Origin of the sequence: Pseudomonas sp. TH07 (assembly GCF_016651285.1) — a bacterium.
GTDB lineage: Bacteria > Pseudomonadota > Gammaproteobacteria > Pseudomonadales > Pseudomonadaceae > Aquipseudomonas.
Genome location: NZ_JAEKED010000001.1, coordinates 1,628,340 through 1,652,864, shown reverse-complemented (window position 1 = coordinate 1,652,864; position 24,525 = coordinate 1,628,340). Strand labels below are relative to the sequence as shown.

The 24,525-nt window shown below is 63.0% G+C and carries 27 protein-coding genes; 13 read left to right on the top strand and 14 right to left on the bottom strand.

Translation table 11 applies throughout. From position 1 onward, the window contains the following. Positions 1–33 precede the first annotated feature (33 nt). Positions 34–321 (top strand): DUF2782 domain-containing protein, encoded by a 288-nt coding sequence (locus JFU57_RS07895; RefSeq protein WP_020295037.1) that lies wholly within the window; start codon positions 34–36, stop codon positions 319–321. 61 nt (positions 322–382) lie between these two features. Then, positions 383–1,333 carry a homoserine kinase gene (locus tag JFU57_RS07890; protein ID WP_078470269.1) on the top strand — a complete coding sequence of 317 codons (951 nt, stop codon included), beginning with the start codon at positions 383–385 and terminating at the stop codon, positions 1,331–1,333. A 102-nt stretch (positions 1,334–1,435) separates the two neighbouring features. On the opposite strand, the gene JFU57_RS07885 is transcribed toward JFU57_RS07890, so the two are convergent. Continuing rightward, the gene (locus JFU57_RS07885; RefSeq protein WP_201128777.1) at positions 1,436–2,365 is read right to left on the bottom strand and encodes a metal ABC transporter solute-binding protein, Zn/Mn family; all 930 of its coding nucleotides are present in this window, start codon (positions 2,363–2,365) and stop codon (positions 1,436–1,438) included. Between the two features lie 57 nt (positions 2,366–2,422). On the opposite strand from JFU57_RS07885, the gene zur reads away from it, so the two are divergent. The 4 genes from zur to JFU57_RS07865 are packed head-to-tail and all read left to right on the top strand — an operon-like array spanning position 2,423 to position 5,231. Beyond that, positions 2,423–2,905, top strand: a complete 483-nt coding sequence (gene zur, locus JFU57_RS07880) for a zinc uptake transcriptional repressor Zur (protein WP_020295034.1) — start codon at positions 2,423–2,425, stop codon at positions 2,903–2,905. Next, entirely contained in the window at positions 2,905–3,693 is a 789-nt protein-coding gene (znuC, locus tag JFU57_RS07875) for a zinc ABC transporter ATP-binding protein ZnuC (RefSeq protein ID WP_020295033.1), read from the top strand. The genes zur and znuC overlap by 1 nt, the downstream gene beginning before the upstream one ends. After that, positions 3,686–4,474 (top strand): zinc ABC transporter permease subunit ZnuB, encoded by a 789-nt coding sequence (gene znuB, locus JFU57_RS07870; protein ID WP_020295032.1) that lies wholly within the window; start codon positions 3,686–3,688, stop codon positions 4,472–4,474. Before znuC ends, znuB begins: the two co-directional genes overlap by 8 nt. A gap of 37 nt (positions 4,475–4,511) precedes the next feature. Next, on the top strand, positions 4,512–5,231 hold the full coding sequence (locus JFU57_RS07865) for a PA5502 family lipoprotein (protein WP_078470271.1): 720 nt from the start codon (positions 4,512–4,514) through the stop codon (positions 5,229–5,231). A gap of 77 nt (positions 5,232–5,308) precedes the next feature. Here the strand turns inward: JFU57_RS07865 and katE are convergent, their stop codons facing one another. Next, on the bottom strand, positions 5,309–7,447 hold the full coding sequence (katE, locus tag JFU57_RS07860; RefSeq protein ID WP_201128768.1) for a catalase HPII: 2,139 nt from the start codon (positions 7,445–7,447) through the stop codon (positions 5,309–5,311). A gap of 270 nt (positions 7,448–7,717) precedes the next feature. Between katE and JFU57_RS07855 the strand changes: the two genes are divergently transcribed. The 3 genes from JFU57_RS07855 to JFU57_RS07845 are packed head-to-tail and all read left to right on the top strand — an operon-like array spanning position 7,718 to position 10,211. Then, positions 7,718–8,725: a methionine ABC transporter ATP-binding protein gene (locus JFU57_RS07855; protein WP_078470577.1), complete on the top strand. Its 1,008-nt coding sequence runs from the start codon at positions 7,718–7,720 to the stop codon at positions 8,723–8,725. Beyond that, the gene (locus tag JFU57_RS07850; RefSeq protein WP_078470273.1) at positions 8,725–9,390 is read left to right on the top strand and encodes a methionine ABC transporter permease; all 666 of its coding nucleotides are present in this window, start codon (positions 8,725–8,727) and stop codon (positions 9,388–9,390) included. The genes JFU57_RS07855 and JFU57_RS07850 overlap by 1 nt, the downstream gene beginning before the upstream one ends. 47 nt (positions 9,391–9,437) lie before the next feature. Then, complete coding sequence (locus JFU57_RS07845) at positions 9,438–10,211, top strand: MetQ/NlpA family ABC transporter substrate-binding protein (protein WP_078470274.1); 774 nt, start codon at positions 9,438–9,440, stop codon at positions 10,209–10,211. An 88-nt stretch (positions 10,212–10,299) separates the two neighbouring features. Here the strand turns inward: JFU57_RS07845 and JFU57_RS07840 are convergent, their stop codons facing one another. Genes JFU57_RS07840 through JFU57_RS07820 form a run of 5 tightly spaced genes read right to left on the bottom strand, consistent with a single transcriptional unit; the run spans position 10,300 to position 14,199 of the window. Beyond that, positions 10,300–10,932 (bottom strand): SCO family protein, encoded by a 633-nt coding sequence (locus JFU57_RS07840; RefSeq protein ID WP_201128765.1) that lies wholly within the window; start codon positions 10,930–10,932, stop codon positions 10,300–10,302. Continuing rightward, the gene (gene cyoE / locus JFU57_RS07835) at positions 10,929–11,828 is read right to left on the bottom strand and encodes a heme o synthase (protein ID WP_020295025.1); all 900 of its coding nucleotides are present in this window, start codon (positions 11,826–11,828) and stop codon (positions 10,929–10,931) included. Before cyoE ends, JFU57_RS07840 begins: the two co-directional genes overlap by 4 nt. Further along, on the bottom strand, positions 11,816–12,895 hold the full coding sequence (locus JFU57_RS07830) for a COX15/CtaA family protein (RefSeq protein ID WP_201128763.1): 1,080 nt from the start codon (positions 12,893–12,895) through the stop codon (positions 11,816–11,818). The genes cyoE and JFU57_RS07830 overlap by 13 nt, the downstream gene beginning before the upstream one ends. A gap of 10 nt (positions 12,896–12,905) precedes the next feature. Further along, positions 12,906–13,493: a hypothetical protein gene (locus JFU57_RS07825; RefSeq protein WP_078470276.1), complete on the bottom strand. Its 588-nt coding sequence runs from the start codon at positions 13,491–13,493 to the stop codon at positions 12,906–12,908. Further along, positions 13,459–14,199 (bottom strand): SURF1 family protein, encoded by a 741-nt coding sequence (locus tag JFU57_RS07820; protein ID WP_201128761.1) that lies wholly within the window; start codon positions 14,197–14,199, stop codon positions 13,459–13,461. Before JFU57_RS07820 ends, JFU57_RS07825 begins: the two co-directional genes overlap by 35 nt. Before the next feature lie 71 nt (positions 14,200–14,270). On the opposite strand from JFU57_RS07820, the gene JFU57_RS07815 reads away from it, so the two are divergent. Then, positions 14,271–14,474: a twin transmembrane helix small protein gene (locus JFU57_RS07815; protein ID WP_020295021.1), complete on the top strand. Its 204-nt coding sequence runs from the start codon at positions 14,271–14,273 to the stop codon at positions 14,472–14,474. Positions 14,475–14,481: 7 nt separating this feature from the next. Here the strand turns inward: JFU57_RS07815 and JFU57_RS07810 are convergent, their stop codons facing one another. From JFU57_RS07810 to coxB, 4 genes are all read right to left on the bottom strand, one after another. Further along, positions 14,482–15,369: a cytochrome c oxidase subunit 3 gene (locus JFU57_RS07810; RefSeq protein WP_201128759.1), complete on the bottom strand. Its 888-nt coding sequence runs from the start codon at positions 15,367–15,369 to the stop codon at positions 14,482–14,484. Between the two features lie 34 nt (positions 15,370–15,403). Beyond that, positions 15,404–15,961: a cytochrome c oxidase assembly protein gene (locus JFU57_RS07805; RefSeq protein WP_020295019.1), complete on the bottom strand. Its 558-nt coding sequence runs from the start codon at positions 15,959–15,961 to the stop codon at positions 15,404–15,406. 84 nt (positions 15,962–16,045) lie between these two features. Beyond that, positions 16,046–17,641, bottom strand: coding sequence for a cytochrome c oxidase subunit I (ctaD, locus tag JFU57_RS07800; protein ID WP_078470278.1), 1,596 nt, complete (start codon positions 17,639–17,641; stop codon positions 16,046–16,048). Between the two features lie 82 nt (positions 17,642–17,723). After that, positions 17,724–18,851: a cytochrome c oxidase subunit II gene (gene coxB / locus JFU57_RS07795; RefSeq protein ID WP_078470279.1), complete on the bottom strand. Its 1,128-nt coding sequence runs from the start codon at positions 18,849–18,851 to the stop codon at positions 17,724–17,726. A gap of 371 nt (positions 18,852–19,222) precedes the next feature. Between coxB and JFU57_RS07790 the strand changes: the two genes are divergently transcribed. Next, positions 19,223–19,873 (top strand): hypothetical protein, encoded by a 651-nt coding sequence (locus JFU57_RS07790; RefSeq protein WP_078470280.1) that lies wholly within the window; start codon positions 19,223–19,225, stop codon positions 19,871–19,873. 46 nt (positions 19,874–19,919) lie between these two features. On the opposite strand, the gene JFU57_RS07785 is transcribed toward JFU57_RS07790, so the two are convergent. The 3 genes from JFU57_RS07785 to JFU57_RS07775 form a co-directional block, all read right to left on the bottom strand. Then, on the bottom strand, positions 19,920–21,488 hold the full coding sequence (locus JFU57_RS07785) for a SulP family inorganic anion transporter (RefSeq protein WP_078470281.1): 1,569 nt from the start codon (positions 21,486–21,488) through the stop codon (positions 19,920–19,922). A gap of 89 nt (positions 21,489–21,577) precedes the next feature. Continuing rightward, positions 21,578–22,306 carry a carbonic anhydrase gene (locus JFU57_RS07780; RefSeq protein ID WP_078470282.1) on the bottom strand — a complete coding sequence of 243 codons (729 nt, stop codon included), beginning with the start codon at positions 22,304–22,306 and terminating at the stop codon, positions 21,578–21,580. Positions 22,307–22,565: 259 nt separating this feature from the next. Beyond that, positions 22,566–23,624 carry a PA0069 family radical SAM protein gene (locus JFU57_RS07775; protein WP_078470283.1) on the bottom strand — a complete coding sequence of 353 codons (1,059 nt, stop codon included), beginning with the start codon at positions 23,622–23,624 and terminating at the stop codon, positions 22,566–22,568. A 137-nt stretch (positions 23,625–23,761) separates the two neighbouring features. On the opposite strand from JFU57_RS07775, the gene JFU57_RS07770 reads away from it, so the two are divergent. Continuing rightward, on the top strand, positions 23,762–24,190 hold the full coding sequence (locus JFU57_RS07770) for an SMI1/KNR4 family protein (protein ID WP_201128757.1): 429 nt from the start codon (positions 23,762–23,764) through the stop codon (positions 24,188–24,190). Positions 24,191–24,195: 5 nt separating this feature from the next. Next, positions 24,196–24,525 carry a hypothetical protein gene (locus JFU57_RS07765; RefSeq protein ID WP_201128755.1) on the top strand — a complete coding sequence of 110 codons (330 nt, stop codon included), beginning with the start codon at positions 24,196–24,198 and terminating at the stop codon, positions 24,523–24,525.

Below are 24,525 nucleotides of genomic sequence, written 5' to 3'. Positions count from 1 at the left end.
CGGGACCGTTGACGACAAAGGGACAAGGTTATCATGCGCACACTAAATCGCTTGCTGCTGGCCAGCTTGATTGCAGTGACACCATTGGCAGTAATCGCGGCAGAGGACGCGCCATCAGCGGATCCGGACGTCACCATTCGCACGGAAGGCGACAAGACCATTCAGGAATACCGCCAAAACGGTTTCCTGTACGCCATCAAGATCACGCCAAAGGGCGGCAAACCGTACTTTCTGGTACGTGCCGATGGCTCGGATGGCAACTTCATCCGCTCGGATCAGCCGGATATGCTGATCCCGGCATGGAAAATTTTCGAGTGGTAAAACGCTCTCAACTTTAATCGGCGCTGGCTGCCCAGCCGCGCCCGTACTGGCAGTTTTAACCATGTCTGTGTTCACCCCCCTGGCTCGGCCCGAGCTGGAAACCTTTCTCGCCCCTTACGGGCTCGGCCGTCTGCTTGATTTCCAGGGAATCGCCGCTGGTAGCGAAAACACCAATTTCTTCATCAGCCTGGAGCAGGGCGAGTTTGTCCTGACTCTGGTCGAGCGCGGCCCTGTCCAGGAAATGCCGTTCTTCATCGAACTGCTGGACGTCCTGCACAACGCCGACTTGCCAGTGCCGTACGCGCTGCGCACCACCGACGGCCAGGCCCTGCGCGAGCTGGCCGGCAAACCTGCACTGCTGCAGCCGCGCCTGGCCGGCAAGCACATCAAGCAGGCCAACGCCCAGCACTGCGCACAAGTCGGCGAACTGCTGGGGCATCTGCACCTGGCCACCAAAGACAACATGATCAAGCGCAAGACCGATCGTGGGCTGGACTGGATGCAGGAGCATGGCAACCAGCTGCTGTCCCATCTGCCGGACGATGCACGTGAACTGCTGCAGCGGGCGCTGGATGAAATCACCGAGCAGAAGGTAAAGATCCTGGCGCTGCCCCGGGCGAACATCCATGCCGACCTGTTTCGCGACAATGCGATGTTCGAAGGCACGCACCTGACTGGGCTGATCGACTTCTACAACGCCTGCTCAGGCCCGATGCTGTATGACGTGGCAATTGCCCTGAACGATTGGTGTTCGGACGACGAAGGTGTGATCGACGGCCCTCGCGCCCGGGCCCTGCTCGGGGCCTATGCTGCCCTGCGCCCGTTCAGCGCGGCCGAGGCTCAACTGTGGCCGACCCTGTTGCGCGTAGCCTGCGTGCGGTTCTGGCTGTCACGGTTGATCGCCGCCGAATCGTTTGCCGGGCAGGACGTGCTGATTCACGACCCGATGGAGTTTCAGCAACGCCTGGCGCAGCGCCAGAGCGTCGATACCCCTCTGCCTTTCGCGTTCTGAAGGCTGGTGGCACCGGGGCCCGCTCGGGCTCCAGTGCCGGGTGGCATGGGCATGGGACTGCTCGGACCAGCAGGAGCAAGCTCCATCGCCACAGGCCCGGCTTTACAGCGACTCCAGGCAACCCGCCAGGTCATTGCCGAGCTTTTCCAGCACCTGCTCATAACCCTGAGCCGTAGCCGGCGTGTAGCCGCCCAAGGCATCCAGCTCGGCCAGCTTCACCGGCAGCCCGGCGATCAGGGTTTCCGCCAGCCGCGGGCGTAGCGGCGGCTCGCTGAATACGCAAGTCTTGCCGACTTCCTGCAAGCGCGTGCGCATCGCCGCGACGTGCTGCGCACCGGGCTGGACTTCCGCCGCGACGCTGAACACGCCTGTGTGCTTGAGGCCGTAGTCGTCTTCGAAATAATCGAACGCTTCGTGGAACACGAAATAGGGTTTGCCGGCGATACCCGCCAGGCGCTGCTTCAGACGTGCGTCCAGGGCGTCCAGGCGGCCTTCGAAGGCGTTGAGGTTGCTCTGGTAGCGCGCGGCATTGGCAGGGTCGGCAGCGCTCAGGTCGGCGGCCATGCGTGCAGCGATCACGCGGGCGTTGACCGGGGAAAGCCAGAGATGGGCATCCAGGCTGCCGGGGCGATGATCGTGGTCGTGTTCGTTGGCATCTTCGGCGTGGGAGTGGCTATCTTCGGCAAAACGGCGAAGCTTGAGCCCGGGAATGTCCTGAAGCGCCACGGACGGCAGGGTCCGGCCCTTGAGCACCCGTGGCAGGAACCCCTCCATGTCCGGGCCAATCCAGTACAGCAGGTCGACCGACTGCACCTTGCGCACATCCGACGGGCGCAACGCATAGTTGTGCGGCGAGGCGCCAGGCGGCAGCAGCACTTCGGGAACGGCAACGCCGTCCTGTACCGCAGCGGCAATCAACTGCAAGGGTTTGATGCTGGTCAGCACCTGAACTTCGGCCTGGGCAGCGCCGATCACGAACAGGTTGACGGTAAAAGCGACAAAAAGGGCAAAAAGTCGGGACACGATGACCACTCGAGGAGGCGAGAACAGGTAACATAATAACGTCTCTCACAACTATCGTCGCCGCTCATGCCTAAAACACCGCTCGCCAGCCGTCCCCACGACCACTCTCATTGCGTGCACAGCGCACTGTCTGAGGCCGACGCCCTGTGCGCCCGGCAAGGCCTGCGCCTGACCGCCCTGCGGCGGCGGGTGCTGGAACTGGTGTGGCAAAGCCACAAGCCGTTGGGCGCCTACGACATCCTCGCCGTACTCAGCGAGCAGGACGGCCGCCGCGCCGCGCCACCGACGGTGTACCGCGCCCTGGATTTCCTTCTGGAAAACGGCCTGGTACACCGCATCGCATCGCTCAATGCCTTTGTCGGCTGCAACCATCCGGAGCATGCGCATCAGGGCCAGTTTCTGATTTGCCGTGAATGCCACGCTGCCATCGAACTTGAACAAGCCAGCATCAGCGACGCGATCGTCAGCAGTGCCCGCGATGTCGGCTTTATCGTCGAAGGCCAGACCGTCGAAGTCGTCGGTCTGTGCTCGGGCTGCCAGGGGGCTTGATGAGCACTGCGCTGATTCGCCTCGATCAGGTCGCCGTGACCTTTGCCGGGCAGAACGTACTGGACAATATCCAGCTCAGCGTCGAGCCGGGACAGATCGTGACCCTGATCGGCCCCAACGGCGCCGGCAAGACCACCCTGGTGCGGGCCGTGCTCGGCCTGCTCAAGCCCGACAGCGGCACGGTCTGGCGCAAGCCCAAGCTGCGTGTGGGCTACATGCCGCAAAAACTCCATGTCGATCCAACCTTGCCACTGTCGGTCCTGCGCTTTCTGCGCCTGGTACCGGGGGTGGACCGCCCTCGGGCCCTGGCCGCGCTCAAGGAAGTCGGCGCCGAACACGTGATCGACAGCCCGGTGCAGAGCGTGTCCGGCGGCGAGATGCAGCGCGTGCTGCTGGCCCGAGCCCTGCTGCGCGAGCCTGAACTGCTGGTGCTCGACGAGCCGGTGCAGGGCGTCGATGTCGCTGGCCAGGCCGAGCTGTACAGCCTGATCACCCGCCTGCGCGACCGCCACGGTTGCGGGGTGCTGATGGTCTCCCACGACCTGCACCTGGTGATGAGCACCACTGACCAAGTGGTGTGCCTCAACCGTCACGTCTGCTGCTCCGGGCACCCCGAGCAAGTCAGCGGCGACCCGGCCTTCGTCGAACTGTTTGGCAAGAACGCGCAAAGCCTGGCGATCTATCACCACCACCACGACCACGCCCATGACCTGCACGGGTCGGTGGTCACCACCGAGGCCGCCGCAGGCCACGTTCATGTCCATGGAGAAAGCTGCAAGCATGGCTGATTTTCTGCTCTACGCCCTGCTTGCAGGTCTTGCTCTGGCACTGGTCGCAGGCCCCCTGGGTTCGTTCGTGGTCTGGCGCCGCATGGCGTATTTCGGCGACACCCTGTCCCACGCCGCCCTGCTTGGCGTGGCCCTGGGCTTTCTGCTGGATGTCAGCCCGACCGTCGCGGTGACCGTCGGTTGCCTGCTGCTGGCCGTGCTGCTGGTCACGCTGCAACAGCGCCAGCCACTGGCGTCCGACACCCTGCTGGGGATTCTCGCCCCCAGCACCCTGTCCCTGGGGCTAGTGGTACTAAGCTTCATGCATGAGGTGCGGATCGACCTGATGGCCTATCTGTTCGGCGACCTGTTGGCGATCAGCCCCGGTGACCTGGGCTGGATCCTCGGCGGCAGCGCCCTGGTATTGCTGTTGCTGGTCGCCCTGTGGCGACCGCTGCTGGCGGTGACCGTGCACGAAGAACTGGCACGGGTCGAAGGCTTGCCGGTAGCCGCGTTGCGCCTGGTGCTGATGCTGCTGATCGCCGTGGTGATCGCGGTCGCGATGAAGATTGTCGGGGTCTTGCTGATCACCTCGCTGTTGATCATCCCGGCCGCCGCCGCCCAGCGCCACGCCCGCTCGCCGGAGCAGATGGCCCTCGGCGCCAGCCTGCTGGGCATGCTCGCGGTGTGCGGCGGGCTGGCGTTGTCCTGGTTCAAGGACACCCCGGCCGGACCCTCGATTGTGGTCACTGCCGCCGCGCTGTTTCTGCTGAGTTTTGTCCTGCCCCGTCGAGGGGTGTAGACTTGCTCGTTTTTTGCGCAATTAGAGAGTCGCAGGAATGAAGCCGTTCGCCTCCCGTTATCTGCTCCTTGTCGCATTTTCCCTGCTACTGGGCGCCTGCCAAAGCACGCCGCCGGCGGCCACCGAGGTCCCCGACGCACGGGCCGCGGCGATCGCGCAGCTGCAACAAAACATCGCCAGCAGCGAGCTGGCCACCGCCGAGGATCAACTTGCCGCGTTGCAGGCCCAGTCGCCCAACGACCCGCAGTTGGAACCCTATCAACGGCAATTGGCCGAAGCCTATCTGCAGCGCAGCCAGATCGTGCTGCAAAAGGGTGATGTCAACGCCGCCGCCACCGCGTTGAGCCGCGCCCGGGCGCTGATGCCGAAGGCACCGGCCCTCACCGGCGGCGTCAACAACGCCATCGCCCACGCCCGAAAGGCCGAACTCGAGCAGGCCGAAGCCGCGCTGAAAGCCGCCGAAGCCAAACCTGCGGCCAAGGTGATCGACCCGACAGCCGAAAGCACCACCGTTGCGCTGAACTTGAAGGATATTCGGCAAATGCGGCGCCAACTCGACGCGATCGCCAGCGATGTGGTGAATTATCAGTGTGACGTGAGCATCCAGGCCCCGCGCACCGAAGATTACCCCTGGCTGGCGACGTTGCTGAGCAAACGAGTGAAGAAACTCGATGCCGGTTTCGATCTGAAGATCGAACGGCAGATCCTGCGCCACATCCCCGCGCAGATCGTCTTGAGCCCACGCAAGGCCCAATAACCTCAGGCGCCGACCTCAAGCGCCGGCCCGGCGGCTCCTGCTGGAGTCGTCGGGCCGGCGATAACGCTGCAGTCAGCTCACGCCGGAATTGCCTTGGCCTTGGGCTCGCGCGCCCAGACCCGGTGCTGGGCAATCGCCGCGAAAAACGCCTTGATCGCCTTGGCATCACCGCCGACGATCAAGCCCGCATCCGCCTCCAGCTTCAGCACATCCAGCAACTGCTTGGCCTCGCCACTCAGGGCAATCGCCTTGAGGTGCTTGTAGGCTTCCAGCAGGTAATGCAAGGCCACGCCATCGCCACTCAGGGCCTGGATCGACTTGGCGCCGCCGGGCACGAATACGGCGTCAAAGGCCACTGACGGCAAGCCTTCCATCGACGCATCCACCGCCAGGCTCTTGCCATCGGCCGTGGTCACCGGCGCCGACGTCGGGCCGAGCAATTTGGCGTGGGCACCGGCAGCCTCGAGGGCTTTCTTAATGGCGGCGATCGCTACACCATCGACGCCATTGGCCGCCAGAATCGCGACTTTCCGGGTTTTGATATCCCCTGACAGCAGGTTGGCCTGACTCAGGGCCGGCGAGCGATCCAGGGCCGGCTCGGGCACGCCGACGGTGCCGGCTTTAGGTGCCGGCAGGCCGAGGTTCTCGGCGACACGTGCAGCCAGGCCCAGGTCGATATTGGCCAGGATCTCGTTGACCTGGCGCTCGCGGATCCACTGGCGCTCGACCTTGCCCAGTTCGAAGCTGTAGGCCGCAATGATGTGCTCCTGCTCGTGGGCGCTCATGCTCTTGAAGAACAGCCGCGCCTGAGAGAAGTGATCGCTGAAGGATTCGCTGCGTTCGCGGATCTTGTGCGCATCGATGCGCTCGTTATAGCTCTCGAAACCGCCATCCTGGGCCGCAGGTGGCGTCTCCCTCGGCCAGCCGCCGTCGATCGAGTTCGGCTCGTAGGAGGCGCGCCCCTTGTCGATGGTGGTGCGGTGCATGGCATCGCGCTGGCCGTTATGAAACGGCGTGACCGGACGGTTGATCGGCAGCTCGTGAAAATTCGGGCCACCCAGGCGGCTGATCTGGGTATCGGTGTAGGAAAACAGCCGACCCTGCAGCAGCGGGTCATTGGAGAAGTCGATGCCCGGCACGATATGCCCGGGACAGAACGCCACCTGCTCGGTCTCGGCAAAGTAGTTATCCGGGTTGCGGTTGAGCACCATCTTGCCCAGGGGCGTGATGGGCACCAGCTCTTCGGGAATCAGCTTGGTCGGGTCTAGGATGTCGAAGTCGAAGTTGTGCTCGTCTTCCTCGGCAATGATCTGTACGCCGAACTCCCATTCCGGGTAGTCGCCGCCTTCGATCGACTCCCAGAGGTCACGCCGGTGGAAGTCGGTGTCCTTGCCTGCCAGCTTCTGCGCCTCGTCCCACACCAGGGAGCACGTGCCCGCAGTCGGACGCCAGTGGAACTTGACGAAGTTGGACTTGCCCTCGGCATTCACCAGGCGAAAGGTGTGCACGCCAAAGCCTTGCATGGTGCGCAGGCTTTTCGGAATGGCGCGGTCGGACATGGCCCAGATCACCATGTGCGCCGACTCCGGCTGCAACGAGACGAAATCCCAGAACGTATCGTGGGCCGAACCGCCAGTGGGTATTTCGTTGTGCGGCTCGGGTTTTACCGCGTGCACGAAGTCCGGAAACTTGATCGCATCCTGGATAAAGAACACCGGCATATTGTTGCCCACCAGGTCGAAGTTGCCCTCGTCGGTGAAAAACTTCACGGCAAAGCCACGCACGTCACGCACGGTATCACCCGAGCCACGCGGGCCCTGCACCGTGGAGAAACGGACGAAGACCGGGGTTTTCTTCCCCGGGTCCCGCAGGAAACCGGCCTTGGTCAGGGCCGAATGGTTGTCGTAGGTCTGAAAGTAGCCATGGGCGCCGACGCCGCGGGCGTGGACGATGCGCTCCGGAATGCGCTCATGGTCAAAATGCGTGATTTTCTCACGCATGATGAAGTCTTCCAGCAGCGAAGGCCCGCGGGCACCGGCCTTCAGGGTGTTCTGGTTATCGGCGACCTTGACCCCCTGGTTGGTGCGCAGGGCTTGCTCGGTGGCGTCCGAGCGAAAGGGTTCCAGGCTTTGCAGCTTGCTGTTGGTGTTGCCCCGATCCAGGGTGTCGGTCCCGGCCAGCTGGCTTTTTGCTGGGTTTGGCTTCTTGGTACTCATCAGACAAAAACTCCTCGTTTTGCGAATCCCCAGCAGGCCTGGGTTTCATGAGCAAGGTCCCCAGGCACGGCACCTGGGAGCTTTCGAGTTGCTTAAGTAGTGACTGGCGAGCCGCTGTGGCCGTTCCTTTTTTATGACCTTTGATCGCGTTATTGCCAAATCGAAGGATGAATAAGAAATAAATGCTAAGAACCTCTATACGGACAGGCTAAAATGCGCGCCCGGCTAACCGCTGACCCTTTTTCCAACGCGCCCCACAAGGTTCGCTACGTGATCGAGTTTCAAGACGTCCATAAAACCTACCGGGTCGCCGGTAAGGATATTCCCGCCCTGCATTCGACCAATCTGCGTGTCGAGGAAGGCCAGGTGTTCGGCATCATCGGCCATTCCGGCGCGGGCAAAAGTACCCTGCTGCGCCTGATCAACCGCCTGGAAAACCCCAGCGGCGGCGAGATCATCGTCGACGGCGAGGCTGTCACCCTGCTCAACGCCTATGGCCTGCGGCGCTTCCGCCAGCAGGTCGGGATGATTTTCCAGCACTTCAACCTGCTGGCGTCCAAGACCGTGGCCGACAACGTGGCCTTGCCCCTGACCCTGGCCGGCGAAATGCCCCGCAGCGAGATCGACAAACGGGTCGCCGAGCTGCTGGATCGCGTCGGCCTCGCCGATCACGCCAAGAAGTACCCGGCCCAGCTTTCCGGAGGCCAGAAGCAGCGCGTCGGCATCGCCCGCGCCCTGGCCACCAAGCCGAAAATCCTGCTCTGCGACGAAGCCACCAGTGCTCTGGACCCGCAAACCACTGCGTCGGTCCTGCAACTGCTGGCCGAGATCAACCGCGAGCTGAACCTGACCATCGTGCTGATCACCCATGAAATGGACGTGATCCGCCGCGTCTGCGACCAGGTGGCGGTGATGGATGCCGGCGTGATCGTCGAGCAAGGTGCGGTGGCCGATGTGTTCCTGCACCCCAAGCACCCGACCACCAAGCGTTTCGTCCAGGAAAACGAGCAGATCGACGAAAACGAACAGCGCGACGATTTCGCTCACGTGCCGGGGCGCATCGTGCGCCTGACGTTCCAGGGCGACGCCACCTACGCGCCGCTGCTGGGCACCGTGGCCCGCGAGACCGGGGTCGACTACAGCATTCTCGCCGGACGCATCGACCGCATCAAAGACACCCCTTATGGGCAACTGACCCTGGCCGTGACCGGCGGTGACATGGAAGCGGCCTTCGCCCGCTTCACCGCGGCCGATGTGCATATGGAGGTGCTGCGCTGATGGATGCTTTCTTCGCCAATATCGACTGGATTGAAATCTGGCTGGCCACCGGCGACACCCTGATGATGCTCGGCGGCTCGCTGCTGTTCACCGTGCTGCTCGGCCTGCCCCTGGGCGTGCTGCTGTTTCTGTGCAGCCCACGGCAGCTGCTGGAGCAGAAGTCGGTGTATGCCTTGCTGTCGCTGATCGTGAATATCCTGCGCTCGCTGCCTTTCATCATTTTGCTGATCGTGATGATCCCGTTCACCGTCCTGATCACCGGCACTTCCCTGGGTGTCGGCGGCGCCATCCCGCCCCTGGTAGTCGGGGCCACGCCGTTCTTTGCGCGGCTGGTGGAGACGGCCCTGCGTGAAGTCGACCGCGGCATCATCGAGGCCACCCAGGCCATGGGCGCCACCACCCGACAGATCATTACCAATGCCTTGCTGCCCGAAGCGCGTCCCGGCATCTTTGCCGCCATTACCGTGACCGCGATTACCCTGGTGTCCTACACGGCCATGGCCGGGGTGGTGGGTGCCGGCGGTTTGGGCGACCTGGCGATCCGCTTTGGTTACCAGCGCTTCCAGACCGATGTGATGGTGGTCACGGTGATCCTGTTGCTGGTGCTGGTTCAAGTTCTGCAGACCGTCGGCGATAAGCTGGTGGTGCATTTTTCCCGAAAATAACGCATGGCCGACGCCCGGCGACGGGCGCCTCACAAGGAGTTTGCTGGATGAAAAAACTACTCGTCGCTTTCGCAGCCGTTGCCGCGTTCTCCGCGCACGCTGCCGAAACCCTGACCGTGGCCGCCTCCCCGGTGCCCCACGCCGAGATCCTGGAATTCGTCAAACCGGCACTGGCCAAAGAAGGCGTGGACCTCAAGGTCAAAGTCTTCACCGACTACATCCAGCCCAACGTGCAAGTGGCCGAAAAGCGCCTGGACGCCAACTTCTTCCAGCACCAGCCGTACCTGGATGAGTTCAACAAGGCCAAGGGCACGCAACTGGTGAGCGTGGCCGGCGTGCACCTGGAACCCCTGGGCGCCTACTCCAACAAGTTCAAGAAGCTCGACGAACTGCCAGGCGGCGCCAACGTGGTGATCCCCAACGACGCTACCAACGGTGGCCGCGCCCTGTTGCTGCTGGATAAAGCCGGCCTGATCAAACTCAAGGACTCGACCAACATCCTGTCGACGATCAAGGACATCAGCGAGAACCCCAAGGACCTGAAATTCCGCGAACTGGAAGCCGCCACCATCCCGCGCGTGCTGACCCAGGTCGACCTGGCGCTGATCAACACCAACTACGCCCTGGAAGCCAAGCTGGATCCGTCCAAGGACGCCCTGGTGATCGAAGGCAAGGACTCGCCTTACGTGAACATCCTGGTGGCCCGTCCTGACAACAAGGACTCGGTTGCCCTGCAGAAACTGGTTGCCGCCCTGCACAGCCCGGAAGTGAAGCAATTCATTCTCGAGAAGTACAAAGGCGCAGTACTGCCAGCGTTCTGATTGCTACCGATACAAAAACGGGGCGCCTTAGGGCGCCCCGTTTTGTTTTGGCCTCGGCAGCTGCTACAGGGCCTCGGCGGTCGAATGGCTAGCGCTTCAACATCACCGGCAGTTGGGCCACGAGTTTCTGGTTGTTCAGGGGCGCGCGGATGAAGCCGCGCTGGGTGCCGTCGGGGCCGATCACGGCCAGGTTGCCGCTGTGGTCGACGGTGTAGTTGGGCTTGCTGGTATCCGCCGGGATAAAGGGGATGCTCACCGCGTTGGCCAGCTTCTGCAGGTCTTCCACCGAAGCGGCGGTCAGGCCCTTGAACTCCGGGTCGAAGTAACCCAGATACTGCTTGAGCTGCTTGGGGTTATCGCGGTTCGGGTCGACGCTGACCAGAATGATTTGCAGGTTGGCCACCGCCTCCTTGGGCAGCTCGCTTTTGATCTGGCGCAGCTGGGCGAGGGTGGTCGGGCAGATATCGGGGCAGAAGGTATAGCCGAAGAACAGGAGGCTCCACTTGCCCTTCAATTGGTTGACCACCACCGGTTGGCCGTCCTGATCGATCATCTGCACATCCGGCAGGTTGCGGCTCTGTGGCAGCAGGATGATCCCGGCGTCGATCAGCGCAGTCGGATCACCCTGGCCCTTGCCGGACAGCACTTTATTGACGGTGAGCCCCAGGACCAGGGCCACCAGGGCAACGAGAATAAAGACGGTTTTTTGAGTTCGAGTCATAGGTTCAACACTAGGTAGTGGTCTACGAGCAGGGCGATAAACAGCAGGAACAAGTAGTAAATAGAGTACTTGAAGGTGTTGATCGCCGCGTGCGGCCGAGTGCCACGGTACAGCACCCAGGCCCATTGCAGAAACCGCGCGCCCAATCCGAGGGCGCACACCAGGTACAGCACGCCGCTCATGTGGATGACGAAAGGCAGCAGGCTCACGGCCAGCAGGGCAAAGGTGTAGAGCAGGATATGCACCTTGGTGTAGTGCTCGCCGTGGGTCACCGGCAGCATCGGGATATCGGCCTTGGCGTATTCCTCCTTGCGATGGATCGCCAGGGCCCAGAAGTGCGGCGGGGTCCAGGCGAAGATAATCAGCACCAGCAGCAGGGGTTCGGCGCTGACATGCCCGGTGGCCGCCACCCAGCCCAGCAGCGGCGGTGCGGCCCCGGCCAGGCCGCCGATCACGATGTTCTGCGGCGTGGCGCGCTTGAGAAAGCCGGTATAGATCACCGCGTACCCCAAGAGCGATGCCAGGGTCAGCCAGGCCGTCAGCGGGTTGGTAAAGGTCAGCAGCAAGGCCTGACCGGCCAGGGCAAGAGCAAGGGCAAAGGTCAGCGCCGCCGCCGGCGACACCCGGCCTTCAGCCAGCGGCCGCTTGTGGGTGCGGGCCATTACTGCATCGATGCGTCGGTCCACCACGTGGTTGACCGCCGCCGCACCGCCCGCGCACAGGCCAATCCCCAGGTTGCCGAACACCAGTACCGTCCACGGCACGCCGGCGCGGGTGGCGAGGAACATGCCCACCAGCGAGGTGATCAGCATCAGCACCACCACCTTGGGCTTGGTCAGCTCCAGGTAGTCGCGCCAGATCGCCTGGCTGTGACGCTCGCCGATCAAAGTCGCCATGGCATCTCTCCTTTTATGGTTATGGGCCCAACCGGCTGTTTACGCGGGCTGAGGCGCCAGCCCAGGGGCCATTGGCGCCGAGCCCGGACCAGGCTGGTACGGGCGTGATAGTTGACCAGCACCAGGCTCAGCAGCAGCGCCGCGCCGCCGGCGTTGTGGGCCACGGCCACCGGCAGCGGCAGGTGGAACAACACGTTGCTGATGCCCAGGCCGACCTGCGCCGCCAGCGCCACCAGCACCAGCCCGGCGAGGCGAGTCATGCCCACCTGCTTGAGTTGCCAGGCCAGACCCAGCAACACCAGGGTCACCAGCAGCGCGCCGATGCGGTGGGTCAGGTGAATGGCGGTCCGAGCATCGCTGTCCAGCTGCCCACCCAGGTAGTTGGGGCCGATGTGCTGGGTCAGATGGAAGCCATTGGCGAAGTCCGCATTCGGCCACCACTGGCCGTGGCAGGTCGGCAGGTCGATACAGGCCACCGCCGCATAGTTGGAGCTGACCCAGCCGCCCAGCGCGATCTGCCCGATCACCAGCACCAGCCCCGCCGTGGCCCAATACTGCAGGCGACGCGGCACGATCAGCGCCGGCAGGACCCCGGACAGGCGCAGAGTCAGCAAAAACAGCAGGCTCAAGGTGGCGAAACCGCCCAGCAGGTGCGCCGTCACCACCTGCGGCCAGAGCTTGAGGGTCACCGTCCACATGCCGAAGGCCGCCTGGGCGAAGACCACGAACAACAGGAACAGCGGCAGCTTCAACGGCTGCCCCGGATGGCGGCGATGGGTCCAGGCGCGGGCGGCCAGGGCCACGATCAGCAGGCCCAGGGTCCCGGCGAAGTAGCGATGGACCATCTCGTTCCAGCCCTTGTGGGCCTCCACTGGCGCATCGGGAAAGTGCAGTTCGGCATGGGCCAGTTGGGCCTCGCTTTTGGGCACGCTGATAAAGCCGTAGCAGCCTGGCCAATCCGGGCAGCCCAGGCCGGCGTGGGTCAGCCGGGTGTAGGCGCCGAGCAACACCACGATCAGTGCGAGCAGGGTGGCAAACAGCGCGAGGCGAAATCCAGGTTTGGCCATGACGATGCCCTTATCCGATGTTCGACAGTTTCAACAGGTGGCGCAGGTCGTTGAGCAGGTCCTTGCCCTTGACCCGGGCGTCGTAGCGCAGCACCAGGTTGCTGTGCGGGTCGACGATCCACAGCTGCGGCGCGCCCTGGTCATTGGCGTTGCGGCTGAAGGTCGAGAGGTCCAGCGGGTAGCGTTGCAGTTGCGGGTATTCACGTTGCAGCTTGGCGCTGTACTCGGCGCTCAGGGGCTGGGCACTGGCCAACGCATGGCTGGCCCGGGAGGCATCACGGCCGAGGGCGACCTGGATCTGCCGCGCCAGGTACACCAGTTGCTGGCAATCCACGGCACATTCTTTGGGCGCGGTGACCAGGATCTGCCAGCGCTCTTCGTCGGCCTGCACCCCGATATCGGCCCGGGTCTGGCCATTGCCGATCAGCTCGCCATGGTAGCTGCGGCTTTCCGGCACCCAGAACTGCAACTTGTACATGCCGGTGGCGAGGATCATGGGGCCGATGACCATGGCCACGATCAGGATCAGCTGCCAGCGCCCGCGGCTTTTCGTGCGCGGTGCGTCAGATGTGTTGGGTGGATTCATGGCCGTTCCCATGGTTTTTCTCCCTTGCGTTGTGCCATCCGAGGTAGAGGTACAGAGCCAGCAGCGCCAGGGCCATGGCGAACCACTGCACGGCGTAGGCCAGGTGTTTTTCCGGGCCCATGGCCACCACCGGCCATTCGGTGACGTAGGTGCCGGGGCCGCCTTCTGCGCGCAGTTCATAGCTAAAGCCGCCACGCCCCAGCTCGCTCCAGAGCCTGGCCGGATCGACCGCGGTGACCAGGCGCGGCCAGCTCGCGCCTGTCGGGTCGGCATGCAGCTGGAAGGTCGCACCGGGGCTGACGTAGACCCAGGCCTCCAGGCTCAGGCTTGAGTCAGGGGTGCTGAACACCGGCGGGGTGCGGCGGTCCGGCCAGGGCAGCCAGCCGCGATTGAGCAGCAGCCAGAGCCCGCTGGCCTGGTCGAGAAAGGGTTGAAGCAGCTCCACGCCGACCTTGCCGTCATGCATGCGGTTATCCAGCAGGAGGCTGTGGGCGGCATCGAAATGCCCGTGCAGGCGCACCCGGCGAAACGCCGGATCCTCGGTGCCTTGCAGTTCATAGAGCGACATCGGCTCGGCCACCTGGCGCTCGGCGTAGCTGGCCAGCAGCTCGCGTTTCTGTTCGCCGCGCGACAGCTGCCAGAAGCCCAGGCCCACCAGCACAGGCAGCAACGCCAGCACCACCAGGGTCGGCAGGATGCCCGGGCGAAAGCGCCTCATGCTTGCGCCACAGGGTCGAGAAATCGGCTAGCTATACTCAAGCGCATCGCAGTTCCCCCCGGAGTCCGACCATGCTCAAAGCAGCGATCGTCCTGATGCTGATAGCCACGGTAATCAGCCTGTTCAGCGGCCTGTTCTTTCTGGTCAGGGACGACAGTCACTCCAACCGCGTGCTCACCAGCCTGACCATTCGCGTGTGCCTGGCCGCGATCACCGTCGGCTTGATTGCCTGGGGTTTCTTCAGCGGCCAGCTGGTGTCCCACGCGCCCTGGTAGGCGCGCCTCAGAGCACGTAGACGAAAACGAACAGACCGATCCACACCACATCGACGAAGTGCCAGTACCAACTGGCCGCCTCGAAGCCGAACTGGTGCTCGGCATCGAAATGCCCCTTCATCACCCGCATCAGCATCACAAACAGGATCAGGGTGCCGATGGTGACGTGGGCCCCGTGAAAGCCGGTGAGCATGAAGAAGGTCGCGCCGTACACGCCGGACCCCAGGGTCAGGCCCAACTCGTGATAGGCGTGGATGTACTCCTCGGCCTGGAAGCCAAGGAAGGCACAACCGAGCAGCACGGTCAGCGCCAGCCAGATTTTCAGCGCGCCGCGATGGCCTTTTTTCAACGCGTGGTGGGCGATGGTCACGGTGACGCTGGAGCTGACCAGCAGCACCGTGTTCAGCAGGGGCAGGCCCCAGGGGCTGATGGTGCCTTTGGGCGCCGGGAACAGTTTGGGGTCGGGGTTGTTCAGCAGCGGCCAGACGAACTTGAAGTTCGGCCACAGCATATGGGCGATGCCTTTGTGCCCCTCGCCGCCGAGCCACGGCCCGGACATATGCCGCACGTAAAACAGCGCGCCGAAGAAGGCGATGAAGAACATCACTTCGGAAAAGATGAACCAGCTCATGCCCCAGCGGAACGAGCGGTCGAGCTGGGCGCTGTAGAGCCCGGCGCGGCTTTCCTTGATCACCGCGCCGAACCAGCCGAAGAGCATGTAGGCCAGCAGCAGGCCACCGACGAAAAAGATCAGCGGGCCATGGGATTCCGGGCGCGCGGCCTTGAGGTCGTTGAACCAGGTGGCCAGGCCGAACACGGTGACAAACATGCCCACCGTGGCAATGATCGGCCATTTGCTCTGGGCGGGAACGTAATAGTGCTCATGAGTCGCCATTTATTGTTCTCCTTATCGGGCACGCTAGATCGTCTTAACCGCCGGAAGGGGTGGTTACCGCGACCGGTGGATGACGCGCGGTGATATCGAACAGCGTGTAAGCCAGCGTCAGGTGCTTCACATCCTTGGGCATGTCACGGTCCACGATGAAACGGACCGGCATCTCGATCTGTTCGCCGGGCTGCAGCACCTGCTGGGTAAAGCAGAAGCACTCGGTCTTGTGGAAATACATCGCCGCGCTGCTCGGTGAAATACTCGGCACCGCCTGCGCACTCATCGGGTGATTGCTCGGGTTGCGGGCGATGAAAATCATCTCGTTGACCGCCCCCGGGTGGACCACGATGTCATCGGACTTGGGGTAGAAATCCCAGACCATGTCGATGGCATTGGTCGACAGGAACTGCACCCGGACCTGGCGCGACGCATCCACCTGCAGCTCGCCCTGCTGGTACTGGCCACCGGTCTTGCCGTTGATGCCCAGGGCCTTGCACATCACGTCGTAGATCGGCACCAGGGCAAAGCCGAAGGCAAACATCGCCAGCACCACCAGCAGCAGCCGGGTGACCAGTTTTTTCAGCGAGACCTCAGCCATGACGGCAACCTCCCGCAGCCGGCGGGCTCACGCCGGCAGTGTGCTTGAGCCACGCACGAGCGCCGGGCCCCGCGGCCATGGCTTTCATTTGACTTCCGGGGGCGTGGTGAAGGTGTGGTAAGGCGCCGGCGACGGCACGCTCCACTCCAGCCCTTCGGCACCGTCCCAGGGTTTGGCCGGTGCCGCCGGACCACCACGAATGGTCTTGATGACGATGAACAGGAAGAAGATCTGCGTTGCGCCAAAGGTGAAGGCGCCGATGGACGACACCATGTTGAAGTCGGCGAACTGCAGGTTGTAGTCCGGGATCCGGCGCGGCATGCCCGCCAGCCCGACGAAGTGCATCGGGAAGAAGGCCATGTTCATGCCGACGAAGGACAGCCAGAAGTGCAGCTTGCCCAGGGTTTCGTCGTACATGTGCCCGGTCCACTTCGGCAGCCAGTAATAGGCCGAGGCGAAGATGCCGAAGATCGCCCCCGGCACCAGCACGTAGTGGAAGTGCGCCACCACGAAGTAGGTGTCCTGGTACTGGAAGTCCGCCGGGGCAATGGCCAGCATCAGCCCGGAGAAGCCGCCGATGGTGAACAGGATCACGAAGGCCACGGCGAACAGCATCGGCGTCTCGAAGGTCAGCGAGCCCTGCCACATGGTGCTGACCCAGTTGAACACCTTGACCCCGGTGGGCACCGCGATCAGCAGGGTCGCGTACATGAAGAACAGTTCGCCCACCAGCGGAATGCCGACCACGAACATGTGGTGCGCCCAGACGATGAACGACAGGAAGGCGATGCTCGCCGTGGCGTAGACCATCGAGGTATAGCCGAACAGCGGCTTGCGCGAGAAGGTGGGGATGATCGAGCTGACGGCGCCGAAGGCCGGCAGGATCATGATGTACACCTCGGGGTGGCCGAAGAACCAGAACACGTGCTGGAACAACACCGGGTCGCCGCCACCGGCCGCACTGAAGAAGCTGGTGCCGAAATGGATGTCCATCAGCATCATGGTCACGCAACCGGCCAGCACCGGCATGACCGCAATCAGCAGGAACGCGGTGATCAGCCAGGTCCAGACGAACAGCGGCATCTTCATCAGGGTCATGCCCGGGGCACGCAGGTTGAGGATGGTGGCGATCACGTTGATCGCGCCCATGATCGAGCTGATGCCCATCAGGTGGATGGCAAAGATAAAGAAGGTCACGCTTTCCGGGGCGTAAGTGGTGGAGAGCGGGGCGTAGAAGGTCCAACCGAAGTTGGGCCCGCCACCGGGCATGAACAGGGTCGAGACCAGCAGCAGGAACGCCGCCGGCAGCAGCCAGAAACTGAAGTTGTTCATGCGCGGCAGGGCCATGTCCGGCGCGCCGATCATCAGCGGGATCATCCAGTTGGCGAGGCCGACGAAGGCCGGCATCACCGCACCGAAGACCATCACCAGGCCGTGCATGGTGGTCATCTGGTTGAAGAACGCCGGCTCGACGATCTGCAACCCGGGCTGGAACAGCTCGGCGCGGATCACCATGGCGAACGAACCGCCCAGGAGGAACATGCAGAAGCTGAACCACAGGTAGAGGGTGCCGATGTCCTTGTGGTTGGTGGTCAGTACCCAGCGCATCAGGCCCTTGGCCGGGCCATGGGCGTGGTCATCATGGCCGGCGTGGCCGTGGTCATCGATAACAGCACTCATGCCCTGTCTCCTGCAAACGGGTGGGCTGGACGATCAGGGGCGATGCCCCGTGACCGGTTCCGGGAATACGCAATAGACCGGCTCATTTGCTTTCCGCCTGTTTCAGAGCCAAAACCTCTTTTGGCGTGACCATGTCGCCCTTGTTGTTGCCCCAGGCGTTGCGTTCGTAGGTCACGACCGCGGCGATATCGACTTCCGACAGCTGCTTGCCGAACGCAGCCATGGCAGTACCCGGTTTGCCGTGGAACACCAGGCTCAGGTGACCTTCCTTGGGCCCGGTGGCGATTTTCGAGCCCTTGAGTGCCGGGAACATCGGCGGCAGGCCCTGGCCTTCGGCCTGGTGACAGGCGACGCAGGTGGTGTGGTAAATCTTGTCGCCGCGCTCCTTGAGCTCGTCGAGTGTCCATTCCTTGCTGGTCAGTTCCTTGAGCTTGGCGGCCTCGGCTTTGCGCTCGCCGAGCCAGGTGTCGTAGTCGGCCTGAGTCTTGACCTCGACCACGATCGGCATGAAGCCGTGGTCCTTGCCGCACAGCTCGGCGCACTGGCCACGGTAGATGCCGGGCTTGTCGACCCGGGTCCAGGCTTCGTTGACGAACCCGGGGATGGCATCGCGCTTGACCGCAAACGCCGGCACCCACCAGGAGTGGATCACGTCCGCCGCCGTCACCAGGAATCGCACCTTCGCGCCCACCGGCAGCACCAGCGGTTGGTCCACCTCCAGCAGGTAATGCTCGCCTTTGACGGCCTGGTTATGAATCTGCTCGGCCGGGGTGGCCAGGTTGCTGAAGAACTCGACGTCCTGGCCCAGGTACTTGTAGTGCCACTTCCACTGATAGCCGGTGATCTGGATGTCCACATCCGGCTCACTGGTGTCGTACATCTTGATCAGGGTCGCGGTCGCCGGCACCGCCATGGCCACCAGGATCAGGAAGGGGATCACCGTCCAGAGAATCTCGACGGTCGTGCTTTCATGGAATTTGGCAGCCACCTGGCCGGTGGAACGGCGGTGAACCATCATCGACCAGAACATGGCGCCGAAGACGATGACGCCGATCACCACACAGATCCAGAAAATGGTCATGTGCAGGTCGAATACCGCGTGACTGATTTCAGTAGCTCCAGGCGCCATATTCACGGTCCAGGCAGCGTTTGCCTGGCTGAATATCGACCACAACAGGAGGCCCATCCAGACTTGTGGATGTCGCATCATTGCGGGTTCCCCTTATCGTTCTTGTTATCCCGCCGGCTTTCACCTGCGGCAAGGGAGCGGCTGCCTAGACTACGAACTTAAACCGCCGGGCCTCGCTGCATTTGCAGTCGGGCGTCATCAGCTAACTTCATACAAGGCCGAGTATAGACAGGGCCTGTGACCTCGCAACGCGACGGGGCAAATCAGCGAAAACACTTCGGCTCAACCGCGAAGGCCCCGGAGGGAAAGGGGTTGCGGGACCAGTGATGGCAAATCGATATAACCTGGACGACTAAGCATGAAATAATTATGACAAATGCGTCTTAGCTGGTTTCTCAAGCAGGCTAACTTATGTCTTCCCTATTTAATTGCCCTTGTTCCCTGGAGTTTTCATGAACACCGCCGCATTGCGCGAGCAGATTCACCTTGCCCATCAACATGAAGCCAGCACTGGCCAACTGACGAGCCAGCTGGAGACCCAACTGCCCCATCTTCACCCCGCTATTTCGCTGCCTGACGTCGACGCCAAGGGCGTGATGACCCGTTTCGTCACGGCCTACATCGACCAGGTTCCCGATCTGCTGGACGCCGCCAACGCCGTTGCGCGTGAAGCCGGCATCGAATCCCAGATCAAACCGGTGCTGAAAATCGCCGAACACTTCTTCATCCAGCCGCCGGCAATCATGGAAGGCCATGTCGGCCTCGACAGCCTGCTGGACGAAGCCTACCTGGCCCACCGTCTGGTGGAGGAGGTCAACGATCTCTATATCAAACATTTCAACCAGCCCCTGATCCCGCTGGACATGACTGTCGCCAACCTGATCGCGCACCAGTTGATCGGCGAAACCTTCGCCAACCAACTGGATGAGGCCGTGCACCATGCGGTGGACTCCATGCTCGATGAGGAAAGCTTTGCCCTGGAGTCGGTCGAGGCCTACCGCGAAAAACTCGCCAGCCCCGACACCGAAGCCGCCTGGAAACGCTGGCCGTGCCTGTCGCGCCAACTGGGGGTCGAGCTGGAGCTGGACCAACCCGCCGCCTGACCTGATAAGCAAAAGCCCTCGCTAGAGGGCTTTTTTCATGGCGCGCCTACCCTCGGTCGTGACCCGCCGCAACCAGGCTGCGCGCACTGCCCACCCCGCTCGCGGTGTGCAAGCGTCCCTCCAGTCGCCGCCTGAGGCCGCGCGCCTCGATCACCAGTCGCGAGCCCTTGGCCGCATTGGCCCGGTCCCATTCTTCCAGCAGCTCAAGACACGCATGGTCGATATAGCCCAGGTTGCTCAGGGGCACATGGACCGTGGTTCCGGGGGGGATGCTGCCCAGGGCCTGGGTCAGCGCCGGCACCTTGAGGAAAGTCGCCGAGCCCACCAGGCGCAGTTCCATCTCGCCTTCGGCCGGCAGGTCCACCAGGCTGATCTTCAGGCGCGACGCGCCCCACGCCAGCTTCACCAGGGTCAGGCCAAAACCGATCAAGACCCCAGTCAGCAAGTCAGTGAAGACGATGGCCAGCGCCGTCACCCCATAGATCAGCATCGGCATCGGCCCATAGCGCCCCAGCTTGCGCAGCGACTTGAGGTCCACCAGCTTGAAGCCGGTGTACACCAGCACGCCCGCCAGGCTGGCCACGGGGATGCTCTGCAACACGCTGGACAGCAACATCACGAAAGCCAGCAGCCACAGGCCATGGAAAATCGCCGACAGGCGTGTGGTGGCGCCGGCCTGCACATTGGCCGAACTGCGCACGATCACCCCGGTCATCGGCAACGCTCCCAGCAGGCCGCAGAGCATATTGCCCACACCCTGGGCCGACAGTTCACGATCGAAATCCGAGCGCTGGCCGCTGTGCATGCGATCCACTGCGGCCGCCGAAAGCAGGGTTTCGGCGCTGGCGATAAAGGCCACGGCAAAGGCTGCGATCAGCAAGGTCGGATCCGCCAGGTTGAGCAGATCGGCGGGGCGCAGCCAGTCGATGGCCTCGGCCAGGTTGGCCGGCACCTCGACCCGTTTCACCTGCAACGCCAGCGCCAGGCTGATGCCCGTGGCCAGGCCCACCCCCAGCAGCGCGCCGGGAATGAAACGTAAACGATGGGGCCGCACTTTGTCCCACAGGTACATCACGCCGATGGTCAGCAGCCCGAGCAGGCCTGCCTGCCAGCCCAACCCACCGCCCAGGGTCGGCCAGGCTTCGACCACGGCCTGGGGGAAGCCCGCCAGGTTATCCAGGCCCGACGCTTGGGGCTTGGCATCGAGCATCACATGCACCTGGGAAAGCACGATCAACACCCCGATCCCGGCCAGCATGCCGTACACCACCGCTGGCGCGGTGACCCGAAACCAGCAGCCCAGGCGCAAGCGGCCGGCCACCAATTGCAGAAACCCCGCCAGCAACAGGATCGGCCCCAGCATGGCGATACCGTGCTGGCGCACCAGTTCGAACACCAGCACCGCCAGGCCCGCGGCGGGGCCACTGACCTGCAACGGCGAGCCGGCCAGCCAACCCACCACCAGGCCACCGATAATCCCGGTAATCAGGCCCTTGGCCGGCGGCAGGCCCGAGGCAATGGCGATCCCCATGCACAAGGGCAGGGCGACCAGAAACACCACCACGGAGGCCAGCAGCTCCCGTGGCAAAACAGCTTTGAGTTGCGCTGCACGCATGATGACTCTCCCGCGACTTTCTTCAGGCGTGGCAAAGCCCGGCCGTATAAACGGCCGTCAGGGCAGAGCCAGGCTGGGATTAGGAGGTTTTAGAAGCGCGCTTTAGGCGTCGCGACAGGCACCGGGTGTTTGCCGTCCAGTGGCAGGAAGATGCCCTGGTCGGCGTCATAGGCCTTGATCTCGCAACTTTCGATGTCGTAGACCCAGCCATGGATAAACAACTGGCCGTTGGCCATGCGCGAAGCCACGGAGGGGTGGGTGCGCAAATGCTGGAGCTGGGCGATGACGTTCTCTTCGGTCAGCACATGCATGCTGGCGTTTTCGTCGGCGCAATCGCAGTTCTCGTGGACCATGGTCTTGGCCACTTCGGCGTGGCGCAGCCAGGCTTTGACCGTGGGCATTTTTTCCAGGCTTTGCGGGTTGAGTACCGCACGCATGGCGCCGCAATCGGAATGCCCGCAAACGATGATGTGGTGCACACCCAGCGCCAGCACCGCGTACTCGATGGCAGTCGACACACCGCCGTTCATTTGCCCGTAGGGCGGCACCACGTTGCCCACGTTGCGGGTGACAAACAGATCGCCGGGGGCACTTTGGGTAATCAATTCGGGAACGATCCGCGAATCGGCGCAGGCAATGAACATTGCCCGAGGCCGCTGGGCGGTGGCCAGCTTCTTGAACAACTCTTCCTGCTGCGGAAAGACTTCATGTTGAAAATGCAAAAAGCCATCAACGATATGCTGCAGCGCTGCATCGGCGCTTTCAGTGGATTGGGCTGAAGCCGACGCAGCTAGCGGCTGTTTATCCTTGTCACTCATGATTCATTCTCTCTGACGGATTAGGCAAAATTTTCCAGTTTTATCCGGCGCGAAGCCAGCACTTGATCAATAAACAACCAGCACACTGACTGCGACCCATCGGTCACTCGATGAACACGGTAGCCATGGAAACTTAACTCAAACTGAATGGAGCGCTCTAGAACGCCACTATAGGCACGGCAAAACGTGACTATGTTAGCGAACGACCTCTCGCGGCACTACGCAACCATAGGCCAATTCAACCATAGGCCCGTTGCCCTTACAGCAACGACATCTGACCGCCCGGCGGACAAAACGCACTGCAGTCGAGGTTGTAGCCCTCCCGCCGATCAAGCCCCAGACGCTTGATGGCCTTGGTAAAACGCTGCGCCAGCAGGTCGGCGAACGGACCTTCGCCGCGCATGCGCGCGCCAAAACGGCTGTCGTACAGTTCGCCGCCACGGCTCTGGCGAATCAGGCTCAGCACATGGGCTGCTCGCTGCGGGTAGTGCGCCGCCAACCATTCCTCGAACAGCGGCGCCACTTCCAACGGCAGGCGCAACATCATGTAGGCCGCGCTCTGCGCCCCGGCCTCAAAGGCTTCGGTGAGCAGGCTTTCCAGCTCGCTGTCGTTGATCATCGGGATCATCGGCGAACACAGCACCCCCACCGGGATTCCCGCTTCGCGCATCACCCGGATCGCCCGCAAGCGCGCCTTGGGCGCCGCTGCGCGGGGTTCGAGAATGCGCTTGAGCTCGTCGTCCAGGGTGGTCAGGCTGATCATCACCGCCACCAGCCGCTGCTCGGCCAACTGCACCAGCAGGTCGAGGTCGCGCAAAATCAGCGAGCCCTTGGTGACGATGGTCACCGGATGCCGGTAACGCAGCAGCACTTCGAGGGTGCGCCGGGTCAACTGGTGCTCGCGCTCGATCGGCTGGTAGGGGTCGGTATTGGAGCCCAGGTTGATCGGCGCACAGACGTAGCCGGGTTTGGACAACTGCTGTTCGAGCACCGACGCAGCGTTGGTCTTGGCGATCAGCTTGGTTTCAAAATCAAGCCCCGGGGACAGGTCCCAGTACGCATGGCTGGGCCGGGCGTAGCAGTAGATGCAGCCGTGCTCGCAGCCGCGATAGGGGTTGATCGAGCGGTCGAAGGGCAGGTCCGGCGAGGTATTGCGGGAAATAATGGTCTTGGCCGTTTCAAACATCACCTCGGTGCCTTGGGTCAGCGGCGCTTCCTGATACCAGCCATCGTCCTCGGCCACTGAACGGCTGGGGGCGAAACGGTTGTGGGGGTTGCTCGCGGTGCCACGACCGCGAGGCGGCAAGGGGGTGAACATGAAAGGCACTCCTCAACTGTATGCACATACAGTAATGGAGCCTGCGCCCGACGCCTAGCGCCGCCGAGCCGAAAACCCGGCCCCGGGCGGACGCAGATCGCGGTATAAGGTCGCCCTGAATCCGAAGGAGCACAGGAATGCCCGCAATCCCCAGCGCCCTGGTGCGCTTGATCGAGCGCCAGCCAGGCAGCATCCACAGAACCCACAAGGACTTGGTGATCGAGGAGCTCCAGGCCCTGGGGGTACCCCTGGACAGTGAGTTCGGGGTGTTTTTCCTCAACTACGCCATCACTTGCTACCGCGGCCACGCCAGCGATGTAGAGCTGGTCGACATCGATGACGGCGCCATCCGGTTCGGCACCGAATTCGTGCATGAGGTGTGGGAGTTGCCGCAGCACCTGATATGCCTCACCAGTTGCCAGGGCGAAGGCTGCTACCTGTATGACCGCAACAACGGCGCGGTGCTGGACTTCAGCCTGGCCGACCGGGAGTTGTTCCTGGCGGGCAGCGTTGCGCTGAAGTGGGATGGTTTTTTCCAGTTTTTAACCTGGTACCTGGCGGAGTAAGCGACATGGAGAAAATTTTCTACGCAGCCGATGCCTACCTGCCGAGCTACGACCAGGGCGCCGACATGATCATGGTCAAGAGCAGCGCCGGAGCGCTGTGGGGCGTGTCGTTGGAGTTTGACATCTGCACCCGGGATATCGCCCTGGCGACGGTGCCACGCAACGCCACCTTCGATGAACACGACCCGCGCTTCGCCCAGGCGCACTGGGTCGAGTACAGCGACGCGATCGGCCTTGTCCCCGCCGGTTGGGAGGACCTGATGCACGCCGGGCTATCGGACCACGTGTGTGGCTACCAGTTGGGCAGCGAACTGGGCATCCGCCGCTTCAAATAA